The 6,267-nt window shown below is 70.4% G+C and carries 7 protein-coding genes and 1 pseudogene; 4 read left to right on the top strand and 4 right to left on the bottom strand.

Translation table 11 applies throughout. The annotated features are described in order from the left end of the window. Positions 1–86: 86 nt before the first annotated feature. Positions 87–317 (bottom strand): hypothetical protein, encoded by a 231-nt coding sequence (locus ACTIDRAF_RS30170; protein WP_016700646.1) that lies wholly within the window; start codon positions 315–317, stop codon positions 87–89. Positions 318–527: 210 nt separating this feature from the next. Between ACTIDRAF_RS30170 and ilvA the strand changes: the two genes are divergently transcribed. Further along, complete coding sequence (gene ilvA, locus ACTIDRAF_RS0220755) at positions 528–1,739, top strand: threonine ammonia-lyase (protein ID WP_016700645.1); 1,212 nt, start codon at positions 528–530, stop codon at positions 1,737–1,739. An 86-nt stretch (positions 1,740–1,825) separates the two neighbouring features. Here ilvA and hppD read toward each other — a convergent pair whose 3' ends face one another. Continuing rightward, complete coding sequence (gene hppD, locus ACTIDRAF_RS0220750; protein WP_016700644.1) at positions 1,826–3,022, bottom strand: 4-hydroxyphenylpyruvate dioxygenase; 1,197 nt, start codon at positions 3,020–3,022, stop codon at positions 1,826–1,828. 185 nt (positions 3,023–3,207) lie between these two features. Here hppD and ACTIDRAF_RS0220745 point away from each other — a divergent pair. Beyond that, positions 3,208–3,663: pseudogene (locus ACTIDRAF_RS0220745) on the top strand (Lrp/AsnC family transcriptional regulator); the annotation flags it as partial. Between the two features lie 89 nt (positions 3,664–3,752). Here ACTIDRAF_RS0220745 and greA read toward each other — a convergent pair. Next, positions 3,753–4,241: a transcription elongation factor GreA gene (greA, locus tag ACTIDRAF_RS0220740; RefSeq protein ID WP_211215393.1), complete on the bottom strand. Its 489-nt coding sequence runs from the start codon at positions 4,239–4,241 to the stop codon at positions 3,753–3,755. A gap of 174 nt (positions 4,242–4,415) precedes the next feature. Then, a complete protein-coding gene (locus ACTIDRAF_RS30165; protein ID WP_016700641.1) occupies positions 4,416–4,883 on the bottom strand; it encodes a DUF4307 domain-containing protein in 468 nt (155 codons plus the stop codon). A 158-nt stretch (positions 4,884–5,041) separates the two neighbouring features. On the opposite strand from ACTIDRAF_RS30165, the gene mca reads away from it, so the two are divergent. After that, entirely contained in the window at positions 5,042–5,923 is an 882-nt protein-coding gene (mca, locus tag ACTIDRAF_RS0220730) for a mycothiol conjugate amidase Mca (RefSeq protein ID WP_026066335.1), read from the top strand. Beyond that, positions 5,923–6,252: a hypothetical protein gene (locus tag ACTIDRAF_RS34000; RefSeq protein WP_052168915.1), complete on the top strand. Its 330-nt coding sequence runs from the start codon at positions 5,923–5,925 to the stop codon at positions 6,250–6,252. Before mca ends, ACTIDRAF_RS34000 begins: the two co-directional genes overlap by 1 nt. Positions 6,253–6,267 lie beyond the last annotated feature (15 nt).

Here is a 6,267-nt window from a genome sequence, read left to right as displayed (position 1 = left end):
GCCCCCGTCGGAGCTCCTCCGGAGGCTCGACGGGGGCGGGCCGTCATCGGACCGTCGTCAGACCGGGCTCGGCGTCGCGAGCCTGGTCAGGGCTGCCAACGCAGGACCGCGTCGGAGCCGGGATGGTTGGTGTCGGGCAGCTGGCTGGCGTCGAGACAACTGTGGACGAGCTCCACGACGCCATCCCGCTGCTCGTAGTACGGAGTCTCCGCGCAGTCGGCCCGCGTGACGGTGATCACCGCCACGGCGGCCAACGCAGTGGCCGCGGCAACGCTCGACACCAGCGACAGCAACCCAGGACTTCGGGTCACCTGCACGGCCTTACCTCCCTGCGCAATTCGGGGCTGGTCGGACAGACTCGCTGTCTGCCAAGGGTACTAGCCTTTTTCGTTACCAGTTCGAGAAATATCCACCCATGAGCTGTTCGGTCGACCGTTGCCGACCGTTCGCCGAACCGGTGGCGCTCCCCCGCCGCCGGCGCCGACCACCGTCCCCCACCCGGCGCAACCGCTGGCAGGATATGCCTCATGCGACTGGTCAGCGTTGATCGGATCATGGCCGCCCGTGAGCTGCTGGCCGGGGTGATCCGTCAGACGCCAATCATGCACTCCCGGGTTCTCAGCGAGCGCTGCGGGGGGCAGGTTCACCTCAAGTGCGAGAACCTCCAGCGCACCGGCTCGTTCAAGATCCGGGGCGCCTACACGAGGCTGCACGGCCTGTCAGCTGAACAGCGGGCGAAGGGGGTGGTGGCCGCGTCCGCGGGCAACCACGCCCAGGGAGTTGCCTACGCCGCGTCCCTGCTCGACACCCGGGCGACCGTGTTCATGCCCGAGGGCGCGCCGCTGCCCAAGCTCGCCGCCACCCGTTCCTACGGTGCGGAGGTGCACCTGCGCGGCGCCGGACTCCAGGAGAGCCTGGCCGCGGCCCGCGAGTACGCGGCGGAGACGGGCGCCGAGTTCATCCACCCCTTCGACCACCCGGACATCCTGGCCGGTCAGGGCACCGTTGGCTTGGAGCTGCTCGACCAACTCCCCGGTATGGCCACCGTGGTGGTGGCCACCGGGGGCGGGGGGCTGCTGGGAGGAGTGGCGGCGGCGGTGAAGGCGCACCGCCCGGACGTCCGGGTTGTCGGAGCCCAGGCCGAGAGCGCCGCCGCCTGGCCGGCATCCCTGGCCGCCGGCGCGCCGGTACCCGCGCGTGAGCTCCGCACGATGGCCGACGGCATCGCGGTGAAGGAACCGGGACCGGTCACCTTCCACCACGTCTCCAGCCTCGTCGACGAGATCCTCACCGTCAGCGAGGAGTCCCTGTCCCGCGCGCTCCTGCTCTGCCTCGAACGGGCGAAACTGCTGGTCGAACCGGCTGCGGCCGCCGCAGTCGCCGCCGTGCTCGATCACCCCGGTCGCTTCGCCGGACCCATCGCCGTCATCCTCTCCGGCGGCAACATCGACCCGCTCCTGCTGTCACACGTGATCCAGCACGGCATGACCGCGGGCGGTCGCTACCTCGCCGTGCGGGTGCGGATCTCCGACCGGCCCGGCTCGCTGGCCACCCTGCTCGCGGAGGTCGGCGAGCTGGGGGCGAACGTCATCGACGTCGAGCACTCCCGGATCTCGGGGGCGCTCGCGCTCGGTGACGTCGACGTCGCGCTGAGCCTGGAGACCAGGGGACCGAGCCACCGGCACGAGGTCGTGGCCGGGCTCACCAAGGCCGGCCACGTCGTCACCCCCCAGTTCTGAGCGCCCGCCCACCGCCGGCCCCGGCGGTCGGGACGCGGGACGGGGCCGGCCGGTCTCGGGCCGACCCCGCCAGGAGTGCGCCGCGCTCAGAGGTTGCCGCGCCGCTCCTGCTCCCGCTCGATCGCTTCGAAGAGCGCCTTGAAGTTGCCCTTCCCGAAGCCCAGCGACCCGTGGCGTTCGATCAGCTCGTAGAAGACGGTGGGCCGGTCACCGACGGGTTTGGTGAAGATCTGGAGCAGGTAGCCGTCCTCGTCGCGGTCCACCAGGATGCCGCGCCGCTGCAGCTCCTCGATCGGCGCCCTGACCTTCCCGATGCGGGCCCGCAGCTCCGGGTCCTCGTAGTACGAATCCGGCGTGGCGAGGAACTCCACGCCCCGCGCGGTCATCTCGTCCACGCTGGCGAGGATGTCGTTGGTGGCCAGGGCGATGTGCTGGCACCCCGCCCCCGTGTAGTACTCGAGGTACTCGTCGATCTGCGACTTCTTCCTGCCGAGCGCCGGTTCGTTGAGCGGGAACTTCACGCGGTGGTTGCCGTTGGCGACCACCTTGCTCATCAGCGCCGAGTACTCGGTGGCGATGTCGTCCCCGACGAACTCCGCCATGTTCACGAACCCGAGCACCCGGTTGTAGAAGGACACCCACTCGTCCATCCGCCCCAGCTCCACGTTGCCGACGCAGTGGTCCACGGCCTGGAACAACCGTTTCGGCGACCCCGCCCGCCGCTGGAGCGTGCCGGACCTGGCGACGTACCCGGGCAGGTACGGGCCCTGGTACCGGGAGCGGTCCACCAGGGTGTGCCGCGTCTCCCCGTAGGTCGCGATCGCCGCTCTGCGCACCGTGCCGTGCTCGTCGGAGACGTCGTGCGGCTCCTCCAGCACCTGGGCACCCTGCTCCCTGGCGTGGGCCACGCACCGGTCGACGTCCGTCGTCTCCAGGGCGAGGTCCACCACGCCATCGCCGTGCCGGCGGTGGTGGTCCAGCAGCGGGCTGTCCGGACGCACCCCGCCGGTGAGGACGAACCGCGCCGAACCGGCCTTCAGGACGAACGCCCGGTGGTCGGCGTTGCCCGTTTCCGGCCCCGAGTAGGCCACGAGGTCCATGCCGAAGGCGTGCTGGTAGTAGAGCGCGCTCTGCGTCGCGTTCCCGCAGACGAACACGACGGCGTCCATCCCCTTCACCGGGAACGGGTCACGTGACTCGTCGTAGTCGACCAGCCCGACGAGCTGCCGCATCTGGTCGAAGCTGACATCGTCGATACCTGGTGCCGGAACGGTCTCGGTCATGGGTTCCTCCACTGCCCTCGAACGCTGGGATGGCGCTGGTTCGGTGGCGCCAGCATGAGCAGCCGCCGGCACGCTGCGCAATGCGATCACTTCGTGTTGGGCAGATTGCGTAGCCACGGCCCCTGACACGCGGGCAGGATGGGCAGGGTGCACAGGGAGACGACGTGACGCCACCGGAACGGCCCATGCTCGACAGGCTCGACGCGCGCCTGCTGCTGTTGCTGACCGACCACCCGAGGCTCGGGGTCCTGGAGTGCTCCCGGCGGCTGAAGGTGGCCCGGGGCACGGTGCAGGCCCGGTTGGACCGCCTGGTGCGGCTCGGCGCGCTGACCGGGTTCCCACCCCAGATCAGCCTGCCGGCACTCGGCTACGGGCTGACCGCGTTCGTCGTCCTGGAGATCGCTCAGGGCCGACGGGACGAGGTGGTGTGCCACCTGCGCCGGATCGAGGAGGTCTGCGAGGTGCACGCGACCACGGGTGAGGGTGATCTGCTGGTCCGGTTGGTGGCCCGTTCGAACGACGACCTGCAACGCGTCATCGACGAGGTGGTCTGCGCGGAGGGAGTGCAACGCACCTCGACCTCGATCGCGCTGTCCACCCCGGTGGCGCCTCGGGTCCGACCGCTGCTGGAACTGGTGGCCGAGCCTCCCGGGCCCTTCGACGACCCGCTGTGCCGACGCGAACCGGGGCCCGACCCCGTTCGGGTCGGGCCCCGGTCGGGCAGTGGGGGTCAGGCGGAGTAGGGCACCGCCTTGACCAGGGTGACCTTCATCCGGCCGCCGCTGGGCAGCTCGTACTCGCGGTCCTCGCCCTCCTTGGCGTCCAGCAGGGCCTCGCCGAGCGGCGAGTTGGGGGAGTACACCTCCAGGTCGCCCTGGAAGCCCTCCTCCCGGGTGGCGAGCAGGAAGGTCTCGGTCTCGTCGTCACCGTCGTAACGAACCGTGAGCACCATCCCGGGCTGCGCGACGCCGGACTCGGTCGGAGCCTCGCCGACCTTCGCGACGCGCAGCAGCTCCTGGAGCTGACGGATCCTGGCCTCCAGCTGCCCCTGCTCCTCGCGCGCCGCGTGGTAGCCGCCGTTCTCCTTGAGGTCGCCCTCCTCGCGGGCGGCGTTGATCTTCTCGGAAATGACGGGGCGGCTCGCGATCAACTCGTCCAACTCGTGCTTGAGCCGGTCGAAGGACTCCTGGGTCAGCCAGGTCACCTGGGTCTCGCTCACGGTCACCACTCCTCGTCTGTCCCGGGCACGGGTACGCGCCCGCAGCTATCCGGGCTTCCCGCCGGATACGGAAAAACACGGCCCACTGGGGACCGTGCCGTGAGGGCAGGTTAGCACGACAACACCCGGCCCGTCGCCGAATTCCGAGCGCCGGACCGGTGCGTGAGCTGCGGTTCACCCGCTTGGCGGCACCTCCGAATCCGGCTCGACAGTCGAGCCTCTGGTGAGGTATTCGGGCACGTCGTGGGAGCAGCCGAAGACCTCACCCATGACGGGAGGTTTCGAGGTCAACAGCGTGCTGGTGTGCCTCGCCGGGGACTCGCCCGGCGGGATCAGCACCTCCCGCCGGCCCGACTCGTCGCCGTCAGCCGACCGTGCCCGCAGGACGCACACGGCGCTGCGGCTCGGGTCGTCCCGCACCACGTCGAAGGAGATCCGCAGCGAGCGGCCGTCCGGTTCGAACGAGGTGTGGTCCGCCGAGACCGGGGGGCTGCCCCAGTTCTGGTAGGCCGTGACGGAGGCACCCAGGCCCACCAGCAGCACCGCGACCCCGGTCAGGACGCCCGCCCAGCGGGGGAACCGGCGCGCGGGAGCGCGGCGGTAGCGCCCGGCGGGCCGGCCTGGTGCTTCGTTGCTGGTCACGGTCTACCTCGACCTCCGCGCGAGGTTGTCATGGCTGCCGGGAACAATGGTCCTCGGCACGACGTTAGCTGTAGTCGTCCGAGCAGTATCCCCGGACGGTCCTCTGCGACGTCGCGGCGGGTGCGGTTACGTGTAGCAGGAGGGACGTCGGTTCCGAGATGGCCGAAAAGCTGCGTCTGATGACGGTGCACGCTCACCCAGACGACGAGTCGAGCAAGGGAGCGGCAACGCTCGCCAAGTATGTCGCGGACGGTCACGAAGTGATGGTCGTCACCTGTACCGGTGGTGAGGCGGGCAGCATCCTGAACCCGGCCATGGACCGGCCCGACGTGCTGGAGAACATCACCGAGATCCGCCGGGAGGAGATGGCCAAGGCCGCGGCGATCCTCGGTGTCCACCACCGCTGGCTGGGCTTCGTCGACTCGGGCCTGCCCGAGGGCGACCCGCTCCCGCCGTTGCCCGAGGGGTGCTTCGCCCGCACCGACCTGGACGTGTCCACCGAGGCGCTGGTCCGGGTCGTCCGGGAGTTCCGCCCCCACGTGGTCATCACCTACGACGAGAACGGCGGGTACCCCCACCCCGACCACATCCGCTGCCACGAGGTGTCCGTCGCCGCGTTCGACGCGGCGCCCGACCCCGACCGGTTCCCGGGCGCGGGGGATCCCTGGCAGCCGTTGAAGCTGTACTACTGCCACGGTTTCTCCAGGGCGAGGATGCAGACCTTCCACGACACGCTCACGAGCCGTGGTGTGGAATCACCCTATGCCGAGTGGCTGGAGAACTGGGATCCGACCCGCCCGGACGTCATGGAACGGGTGACGACGCGGGTCGAGTGCGCGGACTACTTCGAGACGCGGGACGCCGCGCTGTTGGCCCACGCCACCCAGATCGACCCGAACAGCCGCTGGTTCGCCGTGCCGGTCGACATCCAGCGGGAGGTCTGGCCGACGGAGGAGTACGAGCTGGTCCGTTCGCTGGTGGACACCACGTTGCCGGAGGACGACCTGTTCGCGGGAGTGCGTGAGAGGGTGTCCGTGTGATGTGGTCCGCTGGAGCGATCGCCGGGACGATGGTGGCTTTCGGGGTCGACAACCCGGGAGGGCAGGGTGAGGACTTCGGCAAGTCCTCCCCGGTCGCTCTGGTGGTACTCATCCTGTTCTTCGTCGCGGTGGGTCTCCTCGTCAGGTCGATGACGAGGCACCTGCGACGGCTGCCCGCCAGCTTCGACGAGCCGGGCTCGGCCCCGGGGGAGGCGGGCGGCGGGCCCGGCGGCGGCGCTCCCGTTCCCGACTCGCCCGACCGGGACGAGCCCAGCTCGTCGGCGGCCTCCGACGAGCGCCCGGCGACCAGCGCCCAGACCGGGCGCTGAGCCCTGCGGGCACCG

The sequence above is a fragment of the Actinoalloteichus spitiensis RMV-1378 genome, assembly GCF_000239155.1.
Classification (GTDB): Bacteria; Actinomycetota; Actinomycetes; order Mycobacteriales; family Pseudonocardiaceae; genus Actinoalloteichus_B; species Actinoalloteichus_B spitiensis.
Note: the sequence above shows the minus strand (reverse complement) of the source record. Positions and strands in the feature narration are given on the sequence as shown.